This is a genomic window from Hamadaea flava, from assembly GCF_024172085.1.
Taxonomy (GTDB): Bacteria; Actinomycetota; Actinomycetes; order Mycobacteriales; family Micromonosporaceae; genus Hamadaea; species Hamadaea flava.
Map to the genome: position 1 here is coordinate 7,532,319 of NZ_JAMZDZ010000001.1, position 18,617 is coordinate 7,550,935.

The 18,617-nt window shown below is 69.9% G+C and carries 13 protein-coding genes; 10 read left to right on the forward strand and 3 right to left on the reverse strand.

The features are described from left to right. Positions 1–54: 54 nt before the first annotated feature. The 4 genes from HDA40_RS35225 to HDA40_RS35240 all read left to right on the forward strand — a co-directional run bounded on the left by HDA40_RS35225 (position 55) and on the right by HDA40_RS35240 (position 2,856). Positions 55–414 carry a VOC family protein gene (locus HDA40_RS35225; protein ID WP_253762163.1) on the forward strand — a complete coding sequence of 120 codons (360 nt, stop codon included), beginning with the start codon at positions 55–57 and terminating at the stop codon, positions 412–414. Positions 415–477: 63 nt separating this feature from the next. Further along, entirely contained in the window at positions 478–1,362 is an 885-nt protein-coding gene (locus HDA40_RS35230) for a septum formation family protein (protein ID WP_253762165.1), read from the forward strand. A gap of 92 nt (positions 1,363–1,454) precedes the next feature. After that, positions 1,455–2,333, forward strand: coding sequence for a septum formation family protein (locus tag HDA40_RS35235; protein ID WP_253762166.1), 879 nt, complete (start codon positions 1,455–1,457; stop codon positions 2,331–2,333). A gap of 34 nt (positions 2,334–2,367) precedes the next feature. Then, complete coding sequence (locus HDA40_RS35240; protein ID WP_253762167.1) at positions 2,368–2,856, forward strand: glutathione peroxidase; 489 nt, start codon at positions 2,368–2,370, stop codon at positions 2,854–2,856. 49 nt (positions 2,857–2,905) lie between these two features. Here HDA40_RS35240 and HDA40_RS35245 read toward each other — a convergent pair whose 3' ends face one another. Continuing rightward, positions 2,906–5,254, reverse strand: coding sequence for a galactose-binding domain-containing protein (locus HDA40_RS35245; protein ID WP_253762169.1), 2,349 nt, complete (start codon positions 5,252–5,254; stop codon positions 2,906–2,908). A gap of 736 nt (positions 5,255–5,990) precedes the next feature. Continuing rightward, complete coding sequence (locus tag HDA40_RS35250) at positions 5,991–7,577, reverse strand: gamma-glutamyltransferase family protein (RefSeq protein WP_253762171.1); 1,587 nt, start codon at positions 7,575–7,577, stop codon at positions 5,991–5,993. A gap of 95 nt (positions 7,578–7,672) precedes the next feature. On the opposite strand from HDA40_RS35250, the gene HDA40_RS35255 reads away from it, so the two are divergent. After that, positions 7,673–8,557: a septum formation family protein gene (locus tag HDA40_RS35255; protein WP_253762172.1), complete on the forward strand. Its 885-nt coding sequence runs from the start codon at positions 7,673–7,675 to the stop codon at positions 8,555–8,557. A 41-nt stretch (positions 8,558–8,598) separates the two neighbouring features. On the opposite strand, the gene HDA40_RS35260 is transcribed toward HDA40_RS35255, so the two are convergent. Further along, positions 8,599–9,783: an FAD-dependent oxidoreductase gene (locus HDA40_RS35260; RefSeq protein WP_253762174.1), complete on the reverse strand. Its 1,185-nt coding sequence runs from the start codon at positions 9,781–9,783 to the stop codon at positions 8,599–8,601. A 55-nt stretch (positions 9,784–9,838) separates the two neighbouring features. Here HDA40_RS35260 and HDA40_RS35265 point away from each other — a divergent pair, with 55 nt between their 5' ends. The 5 genes from HDA40_RS35265 (at position 9,839) to pulA (ending at position 18,505) form a co-directional block, all read left to right on the forward strand. Then, positions 9,839–10,450 (forward strand): PadR family transcriptional regulator, encoded by a 612-nt coding sequence (locus tag HDA40_RS35265; protein ID WP_253762176.1) that lies wholly within the window; start codon positions 9,839–9,841, stop codon positions 10,448–10,450. Further along, positions 10,447–11,319, forward strand: a complete 873-nt coding sequence (gene mmuM, locus HDA40_RS35270) for a homocysteine S-methyltransferase (protein WP_253762178.1) — start codon at positions 10,447–10,449, stop codon at positions 11,317–11,319. Before HDA40_RS35265 ends, mmuM begins: the two co-directional genes overlap by 4 nt. Positions 11,320–11,329: 10 nt before the next feature. Beyond that, positions 11,330–12,160: a phosphoribosylaminoimidazolesuccinocarboxamide synthase gene (locus HDA40_RS35275; RefSeq protein ID WP_253762180.1), complete on the forward strand. Its 831-nt coding sequence runs from the start codon at positions 11,330–11,332 to the stop codon at positions 12,158–12,160. A gap of 307 nt (positions 12,161–12,467) precedes the next feature. After that, on the forward strand, positions 12,468–12,758 hold the full coding sequence (locus HDA40_RS35280; RefSeq protein WP_253762182.1) for a hypothetical protein: 291 nt from the start codon (positions 12,468–12,470) through the stop codon (positions 12,756–12,758). Between the two features lie 125 nt (positions 12,759–12,883). Next, a complete protein-coding gene (gene pulA, locus HDA40_RS35285; RefSeq protein ID WP_253762184.1) occupies positions 12,884–18,505 on the forward strand; it encodes a pullulanase-type alpha-1,6-glucosidase in 5,622 nt (1,873 codons plus the stop codon). Positions 18,506–18,617 lie beyond the last annotated feature (112 nt).

The window sequence follows — 18,617 nt, forward strand, 5'->3', positions numbered from 1 at the left end:
GCATACCGTACGTCCGTCTTGTTTTTTTGGCAACCTCATTCTATCGTCTGGATCATGCTTCATCACGTTCAGATCGCCTGTCCGCGCGACAGCGAAGACGCGCTTCGCTCCTACTACGTCGGCGTACTCGGGATGACCGAGAAGCCGAAGCCGCCGCTGCTGGCCGTCCGGGGCGGCTGCTGGTTCGTCGACGCCGAGGGCGCCGAGCTGCACCTCGGGGTCGAGGACGACTTCCGCCCGGCCCGCAAGGCGCACCCCGCGCTCACCTGCGCCGACCTCGACGGGCTCGCCGTTCGGCTGACCGCCGCCGGGTACCCCGTGGTCTGGGCCGATCCGGCCGAACAGCCGGGCATGCGCCGGTTCCACACCAACGACTGCCATGGCAACCGCATCGAGTTCGTGACGGCCGAATAGCCGATCGCCCCGGGCCTGGGCGCAGTCCTAGACTGCCGCCGCAGACTTTGGGGAGGAAGCTTCATGACGGGGCGGCGACGGCTGGCGGCCGGCTTGACGGCGGCGGTGGTGCTGATGGGGCTGGCGGGTTGCGGCCTGCCCAGCGGGGTCGACGGGAAGCTGACCAACCAGTGGTCGATGCCGCCCGCGGCCCAGGAGGTCCAGGCGAAGGTCGGCGACTGCCGCACGGCCACCCAGGAGCAGGTCAACCCGGTCACCGAGACGATGGTGCCCTGCACCGGCTCGCACAACCGGGAGGTCGTGTACATCGGCGAGTTCACCGGCGCCTCGGCTGCCCTGACCACGCCGCCGACCCTGCAGAAGAAGGCGACCGGTGCGGCGGCCACCGCGCAGGCCGAGGCGTACGCCGAATGCAGCAAGCAGGCCAGCGCGTACGTCGGGCACAGCTGGTACCACCCGCGGCTGGATCTCAACGTCGTGCTGCCGACCAGCGCCGCCTGGGCGGCCGGACGCAAGTGGTATCGCTGCGAGCTGCAGCAAGTCGACTGGTACTCCTTCGACGACGAGACCCGCGAGGGCACGCTGAAGGACTTCACCTACCCGATCGCGTGCATGAACTTCGCCAACGACGAGTCCAAGGTGGTCGGCTGCACCACCAAGCACAACGGCGAATACGTGGGCAGCTTCACCGCCCTGAGCCAGGCGCGGCCGAACACCACCGCGCAGTACGTCCCGTACCACACGAAGTGCCGAGCGCTGGCCGGCCCGTACCTCGGGGTGACCGCCGCCCAGGTGAAGTACCTCACCGGCACCTACGTCTGGTTCTCCTACAACGAGGACTACGCCGCCTCCGGCCGCCAGGACGTCCACTGCTTCCTCTGGTACGGCGAGAAGAAGTCGATGACCGGCACGGCCAAGGGCAAACGCGGCACGAACCTGCCCAAGTAGCCGATCGGCCGTCCCCCGGCAGCCGGACGACGGTCACCCCGCCCGCTCAAGATCCCTTACGCTCCGACCGCACGCGATCGGGAGGACGGATCATGACAGGGCGGCGACTGCGGCCGGCCGCGCTGGCGGCGACGGTGCTGGTCCTCCTCGGTGGCTGCGGGCTGCCGGCGAAGGCCGATGTCCGGCTGGCGGATCACTGGTCGATGCCGCCCGCGGCCCAGCAGGTCGAGCTGAAGGCCGGCGACTGCCACCAAGGTGCCGCCGACCAGGTCGACATCACCATCGAGGAGACAGTGGACTGCTCGTTCACCCACCTGAGGGAGACGACCTACGTCGGCGAGTTCACCGGAGATCTGGCGAAGCTGGATCACGCCCCCCGGCTCATGGGGTCGCTGGAGTGGGACGTCACCGCCCAGCAGCAGGTGTACGCCGAATGCGACCGGCGGACGTCGGCGTACCTCGGCCGGGCGTCCTGGTACGACCTGCGGCTGCGGCTTGAGGTCATCGTGCCCGCCGACGCCGCCTGGGCGGCCGGACGCCGGTGGTTCCGCTGCGACCTGTCGGAGATGGACGTCGACTGGGCCGTGACGGAGCCCCGCGACGGCAGCCTCAAGCGGTTCGCGTACGCGCCGGCCTGCCTCGACATCACGTCGGACGTGACGACGATCGTGGACTGCGCGACCAAGCACAACGCCGAGTACGTCGGTTCCTTCCTGAACCCGATGGTCACCAAGGAACCCGAGAGCGACGCCGACTACGCGCCGATCCAGGCCCGTTGCCGGTCACTGGCGGCGCCGTTCCTCGGCGTCGCGGCGAGCCGGGTCGCGGGCCTGACCGGGACGACGGTCTGGTTCGATTACGAGTACAAGTTCTGGGCGGCCGGACGCCGGATCGTGCACTGCTCGCTCTGGTTCGGCACCGCCGCGATGACCGGATCGGCTCGCGGCCGGCAGGGCCGCAACCTGCCGTAAGTCGCGAACGGGCCGACGAGATAGGCTCGCCGGCATGTCCGTCTTCGACATCGAGATCTCTTCCCTGGCCGGGCAGCCCGGCGAGCTGGCCCGCCTGCGCGGCAAGCCGGCCCTCATCGTCAACGTCGCCTCCCGGTGCGGGCTCACCCCGCAGTACGCCGGGCTGGAGCACATCGCGGCGAGCACCCCCGGGCTGACCGTCATCGGGGTGCCCTGCAACCAGTTCGGCGGCCAGGAGCCGGGAACCGCCGACGAGATCGCCGAGTTCTGCTCGGCGACCTACGGCGTCACCTTCCCGATGACCGAGAAGGTCGAGGTCAACGGGGACGGCCGCCACCCGCTGTACGACCAGCTCACCCGCGTCGCCGACGCCGAGGGCCACGTCGGCGACATCCGGTGGAACTTCGAGAAGTTCCTCGTCGACGCCGACGGCGCGGTCGTCGCCCGGTTCAGCCCGCGGGTCGAGCCCGAGGCGCCCGAGCTGGTCGCCGCGATCGACAAGCTCGTCTCCGCGGCGAAGTAAGCCGTCGCGCTCGGCGCCGGGCACTTGATGACCGGCGCCGGGCGCTGCTTTACGCGTACACCTCCAGCTCGGAGACCTGACCCGCCGGCCAGCCGGTGTTGCCCGTGATCTGGATCCGCACGTAGCGGGCGCTCGCGGCCCCGAACGTGACGGTGACCGTGTTGCCGGTGGCGGGATTGAACGTGTAGCCGCCGCCGGCGAGGGTCGTGAACGACGAGCCGGCGACGCTGCCCTGCACCGAGAGGGTCTGGGTCCGGGTCTCCCAGGACGACGGCAGCTTGAGGACGACGCGGCTGATCGTGGTGGCCGTGCCGAGGTCGACCTGGAGCCATTGCGGGAACGCGCTGTTGGCGCTCTCCCAGTAGGTGCCGGCGTTGCCGTCGACGGTGTTGCCGGAGCTGTAGCTCTGCGTGTGGCTGCTCTCGCCGGTGGCCTTGCCGCGGGCGAGGTTCGTGCTGGGCGCGGCGTCGGTCGTGACGGTGACGGCGTTCGACGCGGCCGAGGTGTTGCCGGCGGCGTCCTGCGCGGTGACGGTGAACGTGTACGCGGTGGCCGGGTTGAGACCGCTGACCGTGGCGGTCGTGCCGGTGACCGTGGCGACCACCGCACCACCCTGACGGACCTGGTACGCCGTCACTCCGACGTTGTCCGTCGACGCCGACCAGGACAGCGACACGCCGCTGGACGTCTTGCCCGTGACGGTCAGGTTGGCTGGAGCGCTCGGAGCCTGCGTGTCGGCGGTCGTCGCGCCGTAGACCTCGAATGCCGACAGCTGGCCCGCGGGCCAGCCCGTGTTGGCCGACACGGTCACCCGGACGTAGCGGACGGACTTCTGGGCGAACGTGACGGTCACGGTGTTGCCGCTCGCCGGATCGAACACATAGGAGCCGCTCGCCAGCGCCGTGCCGGTTGCTCCGTCCTGGAGGGAGATCGTCTGCGTACGCGCGCCCCAGGACGCCGGAAGTTTGAGCACGGCGCGGTTGACCAGGGCGGCGGCGCCGAGGTCGACCTGCACCCACTGCGGGAACGCGTTGTTGGCGCTCTCCCAGTAGCTGTTCTGGTCGCCGTCGACCGCGTTGGCCGCCACGAATCCCTGGTTGTGGCTGCTTTCGCTGGTCGGCTTGCCGCTCGCCAGGTTGCCGGTCGCCGGCGGCGTGCCGACGACGGGTTGCGTCGGGCGGACAGCGGTCAGCGCGATCTGGCCCTTGAGCATCTTGCCGCCGTCGGCGGTGATCCGCAGGTAGTAGTCGGACGAGCAGGCGGTGCCGTCCTCGTCCAGCGTCACGAAGCTCGACCCGGCCGGGATGAAGGCGGCCGACTCGGCGGTCTTCGCGATCTGGTTGCCCTCGTTGTACTCGTCGAACATCGAGACGTAGAGGCCCTGGGCGCCCAGCCGGATCATGTTGTAGAGATGCCGCCAGTAGAAGTCCCCGTGGTGGCGGGCGTGCGACGACAGGTCGCCGGGCATGACACAGGGCTGGTAGTCGATGCCACGGGCGTTGCACTCGGCCTGGTCGGCGAGGTTGACGTTGGTGTAGAACCAGTCCAGCCCGTCCAGCGTGCCGGTCCGGCCGACCATCCACGGCGAGATCATATGGAAGGCGGTGTACACGTCGAAGTATCCGGCGCGGGAGTCGTTGATGCCCTGCCGCCAGTAGGTCGGCACGCCGCCGATCACGTAGCAGCCCTGGTTCTTGAACCAGTTCACCACGTCGAGGCAGGCCGCGGCGCTGAACGGGCGCCCGTCGTCGTTGAAGCCGAAGCCCCAGACGCACACCACCGGCTTGCCGTTCTGCTTCGCGTACGCCGAGGACGCGGTGTGCGCCGACATCTTCTGGGTCCAGTCGGTCTTGATCTCCGACTGCATGTTGGTCCAGTTGGTGACGTCGTACATCACGTAGAACCTCCGGCCGGTCGCCTCGGCCGCGGTGCGTACCTTGGCCGCCATCGCGTCGCGGATCGCGCCCTCGCCGCCGAACGGGTTGAACCGCTGCAGGGCGGCCGTGTCGCAGCCGTTGTCGCGCATCCACTGGAAATGCGTGTCGACCGTCTGCTGGTCGTAGTGGGAGAACAAGGCGGCGGGCTGACCGTTGCCAAGATTCGCCCAGGCCGTCGGATAGGTCCGGGTGTAATCGCGTACGTCGGGCCAGGAGACGATCGAGTTGTTGGACGGCGACGGGGTCTGCCCCCAGTTCTGCGCCCAATGCCACCAGCCGTTGATCGGCGAACCGTCCCCGGCCGCTGCGAACCAGCCCTGGTAGCCGACCGTGATCTTGCCGACGACGTCGCCGGGCGGGCTGGCCGCGGCCGCCGCCCCGGGCAGCTCGATCGCGGCGGCCGCCGCTGCCGCGGTTCCTGCCGCCGCAGTGGCCAGAATCTGCCTGCGTGTGACCGTCATGGCGCTCCCTTGTGTCGAATGTGGACAGGGATGCGGCGACGCCCGGCCGCCGGGCCATCATGCCAGCGGGCGAGCCGAGAACGCAATACTTAGATATTCGTACGCAACATCGCGACAACTCGCGTGCAATCTTGCGGTGCGGTTCTGTTGCCGCGGGTTCCGGCGTCGCGGGTTCCGGTGCTGTGGTTTGGGCGCTGCGGAGGTGGTGCTGTGGTTCGGGCGCTGCGGAGGCGGTGCTGTGGTTCGGGCGCTGCGGAGGTGGTGCTGTGGTTCGGGCGTTGCGGAGGCGGTGCTGTGGTTCGGGCGTTGCGGAGGCGGTGCCGCGCGGTGATCTTGAACGTTTGCTGTCGCTATGGCGACGTTTACTGATCAAGATCACCGCGCGGTGGGAGGTGATCTAGGCGAGAAACGGCGGCCGTGGCGACCATTTCCCGCCTAGATCCAACCGACGCTCGTCCGACGGCGTGGGGCGCGGGGCGCCCGGGGCGGGGGCGGGGTGCGGGGCACGGGCACGCGGGCGGCGCGGGGCCGCGGGCGCGGGGCGCTGGCACGCTGAGTGTGTGAGGCGGGGGACGTGTGGGCGTCGCGGAGTTGATCAGGGCGCTGCGGAATCGATCAGGGTGCCCGGGACGCGACACGCCGGTCGATCACGACCGAAAGTTCATGATCGCGCGGAGAGGCGGGGAGAGGCAGGGGAGAGGCAGGGGAGAGGCAAGAGGGGCGCGGAAAGGGCGGGTCAGCAGGGGGCGGCTTGGCCGTCCGCCCGGGGTTCGGACCCGGCGACATAGCCGTGGGGCGTACGCCAGATGGCTTGGCCCATCCCGAAGGTGCTCACCTCGGTGGCGACGCTGATCCGGTGCCCGCGCGCCGACAGGTCGGCCAGGATCGCCCGGTCGAACGACGGCTCGACCACCACGTCGAGGCCGCTCGTCCAGTACCACCGGGGCTGGGCCAGTGCCGCCTGCGGGTCGAGGCCGCCGTCCACCGTGGCCGTCACGAGTTGTAGGTGACCTTGCGGCTGCATGTGCCCGCCCATCACGCCGAACGGCCCGACCGGTGCGCCGTCGCGGCTCAGAAAGCCCGGGATGATGGTGTGGAACGGGCGTTTGCGCCCAGCCGCCACGTTCGGGTGGGCCGGGTCGAGGCTGAAGCCCGCGCCCCGATTCTGCAGGCCGAAGCCGTACTCGGGGATGGTGACGAACGAGCCGAACCCCATGTAGCTCGACTGGATGAGCGACACCATCATGCCGCTCGCGTCGGCGGTGGCCAGGTACACCGTGCCGCCGCGCATCGGGTCGCCGGGCGGGGGATCGGCCGCCCGCTCGCCGATCAGCGTACGGCGACTGTCTAGGTAGGACGGATCGAGCAGGTCGGGCGGGGTGCCGAACAACGGGTCCGCGACGTAGGCGTGCGCGTCGGCGAAACCCAGCTTCATCGCCTCGATCTGCTGATGCGTATCGGGGACGCCGGGCAGCCCGTCGAGCAGCGCGAGGGCCTGAAGCGCGGCCACACCCTGCCCGTTGGGCGGCAGCTCGTGCACCTCGTAACCGTGATAACTCGCGCTCATCGGCTCGACCCAGGTCGACTCGTGGCCGGCCAGGTCGTCGCCCGTGAGCAGGCCCGCCGTGTTCCAGGCGTGCCGCACCATGGCCGCGGCCACCTCGCCGTTATAGAAGTCCCGCGCGTGCGACCCGGAGATCAACCGCAAGGCCCGTCCCGCGCCCGGATTCGCGAACCGCTCACCCGCCGTGGGCGCCCGGCCGTCGAGGGTGAACGTCCGCGCCCAGTGCGCACACGCCTCATCCGACAGCCCAGCGTGTACGCGTACCGCGGCGGCCCAGTGCCGGGCAGTGGCCGGCGAGACCGGAAAGCCGCCCTCGGCGTACCGGATGGCGTCGTCGAAAAGCCGCTCGAACGGCAGCCGGCCGAATCGCGCGTGCAGATCCGCCCACCCGGCCGGCGCGCCGGGAACGGTGACCGGCAGCCATCCCCGGGCCGGGGGAGCGGTGGCCGTGGCCGCCTGCGCGCCGCCGAGCGCGGCGGTGGGCGGCAGCGCCGAGGCCGCCATCAGCTCCTGGGTCAACGCGGCGGGGGACCGGCCGGAGGCGTTGAGGCCGTGCAGCTGCCGGCCGTCCCAGACGAGGGCGAACAGGTCGCCGCCGAGGTCGTTGGAGCCGGGCTGCACGACGGCGAGCGTGATGGCCGCGGCGACGGCGGCGTCGACAGCGGTGCCGCCCTCCCGCAGCATGGCCACTCCGGCCTGAGCCGCCAGCGGCTGGCTGGTCGCGACCACTCCGTTCGGGGCGTAGACAGGGGTGCGCACGACCCCTATCCTCCACCTTTCTGGGGCGCGGGTGGGGTGGGTGCGCGGCTGACCTAGACTGCCCAGCAGAGGACGACCTGGGGAGGGGCCCTTTCATGAGACACAAGCGTGGGATCGCGACCATCGCGCTCGTGCTGGCGGCTGGGCTGGGAATGTCCGGCTGTAGTGCGTTGACCGGCACCGATGGCGATCTGGCCAACGACTGGTCGGCACTGCCCGCGCCGAAGAGCTTCGTTCCCGACCTCGGCTGTCACGCCCGGGAGACCGACGCCTCGGCGACGGCGACCGAGTTCGCGGTCGTCGACTGCGCGAAGAGCCACGAGACCGAGACGGTCTACGTCGGCGTGTTCAGCGGCTCCGCCGCGAGCGCCTCGACGCCGCCGGACACGGACTCCAAGGACGCGGCGGACGCCTTCAACGCCTGCGAGGAGCAGGCCGACAAGGTGCTCGGCCAGGACTGGCGGGACCTGCGGGTGGAGCTGAAGCTCGTGACCCCGTCCAGCGCGGCCTGGAAGGGCGGCGCGCACTGGTTCGCCTGCGACGTCATCGAGCTGGCCGACCTGGAGAACGCCGAGACCAAGGCGCGGACGGCGGCCATCAAGGAGGGCGTCGACAAGCTGCCGCTGGGGTGCTTCACCGCGACCGAGAGCGGCGGCGACCTGAAGATGGCCGAGGTGGAGTGCAGCTCCTCGCACAACAGCGAGTACGTCGGCTCGTTCGAGCCGGCCGCGAGTGTGGCGTACCCGACCACCGACGCGGGCTGGGACGTCCTGCACGAGAAGTGCGACGAGGTCGCGGCGGCGTACATGGGCATCTCGGGCAGCCAGTTCGACAAGAGCTACAGCGAGATCGCCTGGGCCACCTCGAAGAAGTACTGGGCGGCCGGCAACAACAACGTCCGCTGCTTCCTGTGGCTGGGCAAGTCGAAGATGAGCGGTTCGGCGAAGGGCAAGAAGACCACCGTGCCGAAGTGGTCCTGACGTTCGCATGACGAAGGCGCCGGCCGCGGCCGGCGCCTTCGTCATGCCCAGTGGATCTCGTGGGAAAGCACCCAGTCGTCGCCGCCTGACTTGGCGCGCTTGGCGAAGACGAGCGGCAGCACCGCGTCCCGGATGAGCCGGCCGACCGGGCCGGGCATCTTGTCGGAGCTGAGTTTCTTCGCCTCAGCGACGATGCGTTCGACCCGGCCCCGGCGTTCCCGCTCGTACGCCGAGAACGCCGTGGCCGCGTCGGGCGCGTCCCGCAGCGCCTTGGCGAGCACCAGCGCGTCCTCGATCGCCAGCGACGCGCCTTGGCCGGAGGTCGGCGCGGCGGCGTGGGCGGCGTCGCCGACGAGCACCATCCGGTCGTCGTGCCAGGTCGGCACGCTCGGGAAGTCGTAGGTGTTCCACGGCAGGGCGATCTGTTCGGTCGCCTCGACGACGGCCCGTGCGGGAGTCGCGTCGACGGCGAAGGTGTCGATCAGCCGTCGCCGCCACTGCTGAGGTGTGATGGCCGCCAGTTCGGCCGGGCTCAGCTCGCGTACCTGCGGGATGTTGGCGAACCACCAGACGACGCCGTCCGGGGCGAGCATGTGGCAGAAGAAGGCGTCGCGCCCGAAGTACATCACCATCGTGCCGGGCTCGCCGGGTACCGCCGCCCGGGTGAAACCGCCCGTGTTCAGCAGCGGCACGTAGCGCGGCTTCGGTGCGGCCGGGTCTATCAGCTCACGCGTACGCGACAGCAGGCCGTCGGCGCCGACGAGGATGTCGGCGGTGAACCGGGTGCCGTCGGCGAACACCGCGGTGACCCCGTCGCCGCCGCGCTCGGCGTCGACGAGGCGCTTGCCGTATTCGACGGTCACTCCGCGTCGCAGGGCTTCGTCGCGCAACGCCTCGTAGAGGTCGGTCCGGCGCACGGTACGGCTGGTCAGGCCATCGGGGCCGGTCGGCGCGGCCGGGAAACCGCCCAGCGGCTTGCCCTTGCCGGAGACGAACTCGAAGCGCGGGCAGTCGAACCCGTGCTTCCGGACCAGGTCCAGCAGATCCAGTTCCCGCAAGGCGCGTTGGCCGTTGACGGCCACCGTCAGGAACGAGCCGACTCCTTCCGCGCCGTGGGCGTACGCCTCGAAGACGGTGGCCTCGATGCCGGCCTGGCGCAGAGCCATGGCGGTGACGGGGCCGGCGACGCCGCCGCCGATGATCGCTGCGGTGCTTGGCTTAGTCATGGGATAACTATACATGGAATGACTATCGAACGGTCAAGGTCGTACGATGTGATCCATGGCAGAACGGCGCTCCCCGCTGGCGATAGCGATCTTGTCCTTGCTGGCAGAGGAGCCCATGCACGCGTACGGGATGCAGCAGAAGATCAAGGGCCGGCGCAAGGACGAGGTCGTCAACGTCGCCCAGCGCAACAGCGTCTACCAGGCGATCGAGCGGCTGGTGCGCGACGGCTACGTCCAGGTGCGGCACACCGCCCGGGATTCCGGCCGGCCCGAGCGCACGGTCTACGAGCTGACCGACAGCGGCCGGCAGACCCAGATGGCCTGGCTGCGATCGATGCTGGCGACTCCAGCCCGGGAGTTCCCCGAGTTCCGGGCGGCATTGGCGTTCGTCGCGACCCTCGACCCGGACGACGCCCGGGAACAGTTGGAAAACCGGGCCCGGATCCTGCAGGACCGGCTCGGCCAGTACGCCGACGACCTGAAGCGCGGCCAGGAGATGGGCCTGCCGCGGCTGTTCGCCGTCGAGGACGAGTACGCCCAAGCCGTCACCACCGCCGAGCTGACCTTCGTGCGTACGCTGATCAAGGATCTGGCCGACGGCGAGCTGACCTGGAACCCCGAGTGGCTGGCCGAGATCGTCGCGAAGTTCGAAGGGTCCCCCGCGTGACCCATCACCGGCCGGCGGAGCAGCCCACGCGGATCATCGACGGCGGCCTGTCGACGGAGTTGGCGGCGAACGGGCACGACCTCAGCGATCACCTCTGGTCGGCCCGGCTGCTGCGGGACGAGCCCGACGCGATCGTCGCCGCCCACGCCGCCTTCCTTCAGGCCGGGGCGACCGTCAGCACCACCGCCAGCTATCAGGCCACCTTCGACGGCTTCGCCCGCAGCGGCATCGACCGGGCCGAGACCGAGCGGCTGCTGACCCGCAGCGTCACCCTGGCCCGCCGGGCGAACCAGGAGACGGGGATCGACGCCCTGGTGGCGGCCTCGGTCGGCCCGTACGGCGCGATGCTCGCCGACGGTTCCGAGTACCGCGGGAACTACGGCCTCAGCGTCGCCGACCTCGTCCGGTTCCACCGGCCCCGGCTGGAGGTGCTGGCGGCGGCCGGTCCCGATCTGTTCGCCCTCGAAACCGTGCCCGACCTGGTCGAGGCCGAGGCGCTGCTGAGGGCGCTCGACGGGCTGGGCGTGCCGGCCTGGCTCTCCTACACCGTCGCCGGGTCCACCACCCGCGCCGGTCAGCCCCTCGCCGACGCCTTCGCCCTCGTACACGGCGTCGACGCGATCGTTGCCGTCGGCGTGAACTGCTGCGATCCGGCCGACGTCGGGCTCGCCCTGGCCACCGCGCGCGCGGTGAGCGGCAAGCCGCTCATCGCGTACCCGAACAGCGGCGAACAGTGGGACGCGGCGGAGCGGTCCTGGACCGGGACGGCCGGGGCGTGGCTGGCCGAGGCTCCGGCCTGGGAGGCGGACTGGCTGGGGGGCTGTTGCCGGGTCACGCCCGCGGACATCGCCGAACTGGCCCGACCGTAGGATCATCTCCGTGGAGCTGCTGCACTCGGGCAAGGTCAGAGACGTGTACGCCGACGGCGAGGACCTGATCCTCGTCGCCTCCGACCGGATGTCGGTCTTCGACGTCGTGCTGCCGACGCCGATCCCGGACAAGGGCGCGATCCTGACTCAGCTGTCGCTGTGGTGGTTCGACCAGCTCGCCGACCTGGTCCCGAACCATGTGATCTCCGAAGACGTGCCGGCCGAGTGGGCCGGGCGGGCGATCCGCTGCCGCCGCCTGAAGATGGTCCCGGTCGAGTGCGTGGCCCGGGGGTACCTGACCGGGTCGGGTCTGCGCGACTACGAGGCGACCGGGGTCGTCTCCGGCATCGAGCTGCCGGCCGGGCTGGTCGAGAGCTCCCAGCTCGCCGAGCCGATCTTCACCCCGTCGACCAAGGCCGCAATGGGGGCGCACGACGAGCCCATGACGTTCGCCGAGGTGATCACCACCGTCGGCGCGGCCACCGCAGAGCAGCTCCGCGACATCACGCTCGCGATCTACCGGCGGGGATCGGAGATCGCCGCCGAGCGCGGGATCCTCATCGCCGACACCAAGATCGAACTGGGCTGGGACGCCGACAGCCAGCTCGTCCTCGGCGACGAGGTGCTGACGCCGGACTCCTCGCGCTTCTGGTCGGCCGAGGACTACGTGCCGGGCAAGGTGCAGGACAGCTTCGACAAGCAGCCACTTCGCGACTGGGCCGTGGGCCTCGGCTGGGACAAGACCGCCCCCGGGCCGGAAGTGCCGGCCGAGATCGTCGAGCGGACGCGTGCGCGGTACGTCGCGGCGTACGAGCGACTCACCGGCCGTACTTGGAGCTGACCGCCCGCTCGCCGCTCGCTCGCTGACCCGCCGCTCGTCGGCCGTCCGCCGGATGATCGGCGGCAGCCGACGATCATCTCGCTTTGGGCCCCACGATTGTCGGCAGCCGCCGATCTTGGAGGCGGCGACCTGCGTGATCGTCGGGGGCCGCCGATCTTGGAGGCGGCGACCTGCGTGATCGGCGGCAGACGACGATCTTGGAGGCGGCGACCTGCGTGATCGTCGGCAGACGACGATCTTGGGCGCGATACCGCCAAGACTGTCGGAAGCCGACGATCATGCCGCGGATCGGCGGACAATGGGAGTCATGTACGGCACCGTGATGATCGGGAAACTCAAGGTTCCCTACGACGAGGTGGTCCGCGCCGAAGAGAAGTGGGACACCGAGCGCAAGGTACAGGGCTACGTGCGTGGCGATCTGCTGCGCGCTGACGACGGCCAGACGATCGTGATGGCCGTTCAGTTCGAGAGCAAGGAGCAGTACGTCGCCCTTGCCGACGATCCCAAACAGGACGAATGGTGGCGCACGGTGATGGCACCCATGCTCGACGGCGAGCCGACCTGGATCGACGGGACGTGGGAGTCCCAGGTTAGGTAACGCCTGCAAGATCTTGCAGCACAGCCTGCCGTGAGAGAGCAAGTCTTGCGGCAGGCTTTCAGTAACGCGTATGTTGCGGCGGACGCTTCGCAGTGATGTGTGCCACCGAGCCCCCGAGGTACGCGATGAATCTCCGCAGGTTGCTGCCGCTCGCCCTGATCCTCCCCATGATCGTCGTCCCACCGGTGGCCGCCCAGGCCGCGCCGCAACCGGAGCCATCCCGGGCCCCGAAGCGGGCAGAGCAGTACTACTTCGTGTTGCCTGACCGGTTCGCCAACGGCGACAAGTCCAACGACAAAGGCGGGTACGCCGGCGACCGGACGAAGACCGGCTACGACCCGGCGGACAAAGGCTTCTATCACGGCGGCGACCTGCAGGGCGTGATCGACAAGCTGGACTACATCCAGGGTCTCGGCACGACCTCGATCTGGCTCGCGCCGGTGTTCAAGAACCGTCCCGTCCAAGGGACCGGGGCCGACCTGAGCGCCGGGTACCACGGCTACTGGATCACCGACTTCACCCAGGTGGACCCCCACTTCGGCACCAACGCCGACCTCAAGCGGCTCGTCGGCGAGGCGCACGACCGGGGGATGAAGATCTACCTCGACGTGATCGTCAACCACACCGCCGACGTCCTCCGGTACGCCGAGAACAAGTACGACTACGTGGACAAGAAGACCAGCCCCTACACCGACACGCAGGGCCGGTCCTTCGAGGACGCGAACTACGCCGACGGCACCCAGGGCTTCCCGAAGACCGACGGGACGGCCGGGCCGTACACCCCGATCTTCCCGACCGCCGCCGACCGGACGGTGAAGAAACCGGCCTGGCTCAACGATCCCGCGATGTACCACAACCGGGGCGACTCGACGTTCGCCGGCGAGAACTCGGCGTACGGGGACTTCTATGGACTGGACGACCTGTGGACCGAACGGCCCGAGGTCGTCTCCGGGATGACGAAGATCTACCAGGACTGGATCGGCACGACCGGCGTCGACGGCTTCCGGCTCGACACCGTCAAGCACGTCGACATGGCTTTCTGGCCCCAGTTCAGCCAGGGCGTCACGAGCTACGCGAAGGACCACGGCAAGCCGGACTTCTTCATGTTCGGCGAGGTCTACAGCGCCGACGCGGCGTACGCGTCGACCTTCGTGCGGCAGGGCAAGCTGCCCGCCACCCTCGACTTCGGCTTCCAGGCCGCCGCGCAGGGCTTCGTCACCGGCGGTAGCGGCCAGGGCCTCGCCGACCTCTACGCGATGGACCCGTACTACACCGCTCCGGGCACGGACGCGAACGCGCTGCCGACCTTCCTCGGCAACCACGACATGGGCCGGATCGGCTCCTTCATCAGCAAATCCAGTGTGGACGCATCGACCTATCTCGACCGCGACAGGCTCGCTCACGAGCTGATGTTCCTCACCCGCGGCCAGCCGGTCGTCTACTCCGGCGACGAGCAGGGCTTCACCGGCCCCGGCGGCGACAAGGACGCCCGCCAGGACATGTTCGCGAGCAAGACCACCGACTACCTCGACGACGACCTGCTCGGCACCGATCGCACCCACGCCGTCGACAACTACGAGACCACGCATCCGCTCTACCAGACCATCGCGGCCCTCAGCCGCCTCCGCGCGGCTCATCCCGCGTTGGCGACTGGTACGCAGAAAGTCCGCTACGCGGGCGGCGGAGTCTTCGCGTTCAGTCGGGTCGGCGCCGGTGAGCAGGTGGAGTACCTCGTCGCGCTGAACTCCTCGACGCAGGCGCAGACGGTGACCCTGGCGACCTCCTCGGCGCCCGGTACGCGGTTCGGCCGGCTCTACCCGAGTCTGGGCGACGGCCCGGCGTCCGACGCGGACGGGAAGGTCACCGTCACCATCCCGCCGCTGTCGTCGGTGGTCCTGCAGGCGCAGCAGCCCGTGACGGCGGCCGTCGGCACGCCGACGATCACCATCAGCTCGCCCGGCGACGGCGCGAAGGTCCCCACCATCGCCAAGGTCAGCGCGACGGTCGGCAACGCGTCGCCGACCGCGACGGTCAGCTTCTCCGCGCAGGTCGCCGGCGGCCGCTGGCAGGCATTGGGCACCGCCACGCAGCCGGACGCCGACGGGCGCTACACCGTCTACCACGACCTGACCGGGCTCGGCGGGACGACGCCGATCGCGTACAAGGCGATCGTGGACAGTGGGGGAGTGAAGGCGACCGACACGACTCAGGTCACCGTGGCGACCCCGGTCCAAGGCGCGCAACGTGAATACGTCCTGGTGCACTATCGGCGCACGGACGGCGACTACGCCGACTGGGGGCTCTACAACTGGGGCGACTCCGACCCGTCGTCGCAGCACGGCTGGCCGGTCGGGCAGCCGTTCGCCGGCGCGGACTCCTACGGCCGATGGGCCTGGGTCAAGGTCAAACCGGGCGCGACCAACGTCGGCTTCCTCGTCGTGAACTCCCAAGGCGTCAAGGACGTCGACGCCGACCGCAGCCTCGATCCCAGCCGGGTCGGCGAGGTCTGGCTCAAGCAGGGCGACGCCACGATCTACTCCTCCCCGGCGGCCGCGCTCGGCTACCAGACGATCCGGTACCACCGCGCGGACGGGAACTACGCCGGCTGGGGCCTGCACCTGTGGGGCGACGGGCTCGGCATCTCCGTCGACTGGGCCAACCCGATGCCGCCCACCGGGACGGACTCCTTCGGGGCGTACTGGAACGTGCCGTTGACCGACCCGGCCAAGGTCGTCAACTTCATCGTCCACAACGGAGACACCAAGGACCCCGGGCCGGACCAGTCGATCGACCCGACGCAGGGCGCCGCCGCCTTCGTGACCAGCGGCGACGCCACCGTGTACGCCTCCGAGGCGGCCGCCTCCCACGTGGCGGTGCTGCACTACCGGCGGACGAACGCCGACTACGCGGGCTGGGGCCTGCATCTGTGGGACGGCGCGGCCACCCCGACCGACTGGGGCACACCGATGCCGCCCACCGGCACGGACGCGTACGGGGCGTACTGGCGGGTGCCGTTGGCCGACGGCGCCACCGCGCTGAGCTACATCGTGCACAACGGCGACGAGAAGGACCTTCCGGCCGACCAGAAGCTCACCTTCGCCACCAGCGGCAACGAAGTGTGGCTCCAGCAGCAGACGCCCGGCTACCTGCGGCCGGGGGTCAAGAGCGCGCCCAAGGACATCGACCTCGGGCACAGCTACGCGCAGTGGATCGACCGCACCACCATCGCCTGGAACAAGGGCGACCCCGACGGCAAGGTCTACGACCTCGTCATCGCCCCGAACGGCGGGCTCGGGGTGGCCGACGGGCACCTGACCGGCGACTACACCACGATCCGGTTGAGCGCTCGGGCCGACGGGCTCACCGAGGCGCAACGCGCGGCCTGGCCACACCTTTGGGCGTACCGCTCCTTCGGACTGAGCGCGGAGCTGAAGAAGGTCAAGGCCGCGCTGACCGCGCAGCTGGTCGTGACCGAGAGCGACCACGAGGGCAACCTGCTGTCGGCGACCGGCGTGCAGGCGCCGGGCGTCCTGGACGACGTGTACGCCGCCGCGACCAGCGCGAAGCTGGGCCCGGTCGTGACACGGGACCAGACGCGGATCTCGGTCTGGGCACCGACGGCTCGCAGCGTCCAGCTGGAACTGATGTCGACGCCGACCAGTACGCCCACCCTGGTCACGATGAAGCGAGACGACGCGACGGGCGTCTGGCGGGTGACCGGGCCGACGGCCTGGAAGGGGAGGTTCTACCGATTCCGGGTGACCGCGTGGCAGCCCGCGACGCACACCTTCGTCACCGCGAGCGTGACCGATCCCTACTCGCTGGCGCTGGCGGTGAACTCGACCGCCAGCCAGATCGTCTCGCTGGACGACGCGTCGTCGAAGCCGGCCGGGTGGGACTCGCTGCGCAAGCCCGCGGTGACCGGGCGGCCGCAGATCCAGGAGGTCTCGGTACGCGACTTCTCGATCGCCGACACGACCGTCGCGGCCGCCGACCGGGGCACGTATCTGGCGTTCGCCGGCTCGTCGGCGGGGATGACGCAGCTGCGGTCGCTGTCGGCGGCCGGGGTGACCCATCTGCATCTGCTGCCGACGTTCGACTTCGCCACCACGCCCGAGGAGCGGTCGGCCCAGGCGACGCCCGCCTGCGACCTGGCGTCGCTACCGCCGGACTCCGACCAGCAGCAGGCGTGCGTGGCGGCGGTACGCGACACCGACGGCTACAACTGGGGCTACGACCCGCTGCACTACACCGTTCCCGAAGGCGGGTACGCCGTGTCGCCCGCGAACCGGACGCTGGAGTACCGGCAGATGGTGCAGGGCGTCAACCACGCGGGGCTGCGCGTGGTGGCCGACGTCGTCTACAACCACACGTCGGCCGCGGGTGTCGCGCCCGGGTCGATCCTGGATCAGCTCGTGCCCGGCTACTACCAGCGGCTGCTCGAGGACGGCACGGTGGCGAACTCCACCTGCTGCGCGAACACCGCACCAGAACACGCCATGATGGGCAAGCTGGTGGTGGACTCGGTCGTCACCTGGGCGCGTGAGTACAAGGTGGATGGATTCCGGTTCGACCTCATGGGACACCACCCGCGCGCCAACATCCTGGCCGTGCGCGAGGCGTTGGACGCGCTGACGGTGGCGCACGACGGCGTGGACGGCAAGTCGATCCTGCTCTACGGCGAGGGCTGGGACTTCGGGGAGGTCGCGAACAACGCCCGGTTCGTCCAGGCAACCCAGCGGAACATGGCCGGAACCGGCGTCGGCACGTTCACCGACCGGCTGCGAGACGCCGTACGCGGTGGCGGCCCGTTCGACGCCGACCCCGGGATTCAGGGCTTCGCCTCCGGCCTCACTTCCTCCTCCTCCGACCTGCCGGCGCTGTTGCACGCGCAGGATCTGATTCAGCTGGGGCTGGCGGGAAACCTGGCCGCCTACGAGTTCCGGTCGTCGTCGGGTGCGGTCGTGCGCGGCGATCAGGTCGACTACAACGGCTCGCCGGCCGGGTACACGGCTTCGCCGTCGGAGGCGGTCACCTACGTGGACGCCCACGACAACGAGATCCTGTACGACGCGCTGGCGTACAAGCTGCCCCGGTCCACCTCGGCGGTGGATCGAGCGCGGATGCAGGTCCTGGCCCTGTCCACCGTGGTGTTCTCGCAGGGGACCGGGTTCGTGACCTTCGGATCCGATCGGCTGCGGTCCAAGTCGCTGGACAAGAACTCCTACAACTCCGGCGACTGGTTCAACTCGATCGAGTGGGACTGCTCGGCGGGCAACGGGTTCGGCCGCGGGCTGCCCCCGGCGGCGGACAACTCGTCGCGCTGGTCGTACGCCCGCCCGCTGCTGGCAGATCCCGCGCTGGTGCCGAACTGCGACGTGATCAACCTGGCCTCGGCCCGGTACGCCGAACTGCTGCGCATCCGTGCCTCGTCGCCGGTGTTCAGCCTGACCTCGGCTGCGGCGGTGCAGTCGCGGGTCGCATTCCCGGTGTCGGGGACGTCCGCCGCGCATCCTGGCGTGATCGTCATGTCCCTGGACGCCCGGGGTCTTTCTGGCTTCTCGCGCTATGTGGTGATCTTCAACAGCAAGGCGGAGGCTGTGACGCAGTCGGTTCCCGGGCTGACCGGGTCCTATGCGCTCCACCCCGTTCTCGCCGGGTCCGCGGACGCCTCGCTTCGCTCGGCCTCCGCGTCCGGCTCGTCCTTCACCGTTCCCCCACGGTCGGTGACCGTGTTCGTGTCCTGACACGCCCCTGCTTCCGGAACTTGATCTAGGCGAGCTTCCGGAACTTGATCTAGGCGAGAAATGGTTGCCCTGGCCGCCGTTTCTCGCCTAGATCATTTCATCCAGGCTGCGG

Bases quoted from the DNA above. Each gene is read 5' to 3' on its own strand.
- HDA40_RS35225 (WP_253762163.1), top strand. From the start codon at position 55: ATGCTTCATCACGTTCAGATCGCCTGTCCGCGCGACAGCGAAGACGCG.
- HDA40_RS35230 (WP_253762165.1), top strand. From the start codon at position 478: ATGACGGGGCGGCGACGGCTGGCGGCCGGCTTGACGGCGGCGGTGGTG.
- HDA40_RS35235 (WP_253762166.1), top strand. From the start codon at position 1,455: ATGACAGGGCGGCGACTGCGGCCGGCCGCGCTGGCGGCGACGGTGCTG.
- HDA40_RS35240 (WP_253762167.1), top strand. From the start codon at position 2,368: ATGTCCGTCTTCGACATCGAGATCTCTTCCCTGGCCGGGCAGCCCGGC.
- HDA40_RS35245 (WP_253762169.1), bottom strand. From the start codon at position 5,254: ATGACGGTCACACGCAGGCAGATTCTGGCCACTGCGGCGGCAGGAACC.
- HDA40_RS35255 (WP_253762172.1), top strand. From the start codon at position 7,673: ATGAGACACAAGCGTGGGATCGCGACCATCGCGCTCGTGCTGGCGGCT.
- HDA40_RS35260 (WP_253762174.1), bottom strand. From the start codon at position 9,783: ATGACTAAGCCAAGCACCGCAGCGATCATCGGCGGCGGCGTCGCCGGC.
- HDA40_RS35265 (WP_253762176.1), top strand. From the start codon at position 9,839: ATGGCAGAACGGCGCTCCCCGCTGGCGATAGCGATCTTGTCCTTGCTG.
- HDA40_RS35280 (WP_253762182.1), top strand. From the start codon at position 12,468: ATGTACGGCACCGTGATGATCGGGAAACTCAAGGTTCCCTACGACGAG.
- pulA (WP_253762184.1), top strand. From the start codon at position 12,884: ATGAATCTCCGCAGGTTGCTGCCGCTCGCCCTGATCCTCCCCATGATC.